This window comes from Prevotella sp. LCP21S3_D2, from assembly GCF_052118345.1.
Taxonomy (GTDB): domain Bacteria; phylum Bacteroidota; class Bacteroidia; order Bacteroidales; family Bacteroidaceae; genus Prevotella.
Genome location: NZ_JBQKHJ010000066.1, coordinates 1 through 1,388 on the forward strand (window position 1 = coordinate 1; position 1,388 = coordinate 1,388).

The following is a 1,388-nucleotide window of genomic DNA, read 5'->3' on the forward strand; positions in this document are numbered from 1 at the left end:
ACATCGGATGACGAAGATTTGCTCTTCCTTTCGCCACGACTCTTCAAGGATGAATATGATGAGGCTGCTGTGGCTGCTGAAGGGAAGGTTCTAGAAGAAAGAGAACGATATGGGAAGGAGGAACTGCCGGAAGGAGCGCACAAGGCAAACAAGCATTATGAGCCTTGGAAGGAAATCCAGAATTCTCAGGGGGCTTTAAAGAGGCAAGAATTTAAGAATTCTCAGAAAACTTCTCAGGGGATTTTAAAAGGTCAAGAATTAGAGAATTCAAGAATTTCTTCTTCTACTACTTCTTCTGCTGCTGCATCAGCTTCGACTCCCTCCGTCTCTCAGGACAATTATCTCGGGATTCCTTATGGGGAAATCATTAAGAAGTGGTGGCAGATGTATAATGACGGGCAGGAGCCGATGCGCTCTAACCGCAATACGCTGACCTTCGAACTGGCTGTGAATCTGCGCCACATCTGTGGTTTTGACCGCAATCTGCTGGCTCAGATTATTCCCTGCTACGATGGTTTTCCCGAGCAGGAAAAGATGGCTTGCATCAACTCGGCATTGAATGAGAAAATCACGCAAATGCCTAAGCGACTGAAGGATGTGCTTTCCGTAATCAGACAGGAGAGAATGAAGCAGGGAGCCAAGGTTGGCGAATCGGCCGAAGAAAATGAGGCACTGGTCAATGCTCTTGATGAGGCAAATGCCCAGGACGAAATGTTCTATTTCAATGCATTGCCCAAAATGCCACAAGGCGTGCGTGACTCAATCAATGCTGTGGGACCACCTCTGGCAATGCCTGTAATTACCGCCATCTGTCCAGTCATCGGAATGCTGGCAACGGGAGTCAAGGTTGCGGTTCACGGCAAGATGAACTCGCTGAACCTTATCTCCTACATCGCCGGTGATTTTGCATCAGGCAAGGGAAGCATCGACCCTGTGGTTGATGCATGGACTTCGGAAGTGAAACAGATGGACAAAATGTATCAGCAGCAGGAGGATGAATGGAGAGCCAAGAAGCGTGCGGCTAAGAATAAGAAGGAGCAACCGGAAGAACCAAAGCTGCCTGTAAGATGTCTTACTTTAAATAATACGGTGGCTAACCTTGCAGAACGACTGGCTAATACTGAAGGCAAGCACGCCTTTTCGTTTACTCCGGAAGCCGACACAGTGGCACAGAAGTGGAAATCTGCCATGAGCGACTTCTCCGTGATGCTCCGCCAGGCTTACGACGGAACGAGCTATGAGCGCGAGGCAAGAAGTGCAGATGCGGTGAATGTTCATATCGAACATCTTTTGTGGAACGTTGTGATGTGCGGAACGCCAGATGCACTCTATCGGGTAGTGAACAATTATACGGATGGTTTCCAAAGCCGTATTGTCGTGGCGCGAAC

General features: G+C 48.6%; 1 protein-coding gene. It reads left to right on the top strand.

Annotation, left to right across the window (positions count from 1 at the left end; all coding sequences use genetic code 11):
- Window positions 1-1,388: DUF3987 domain-containing protein (locus ACTQ16_RS16570; protein ID WP_441938536.1), on the top strand; the 1,388-nt coding region annotated here is incomplete at both ends.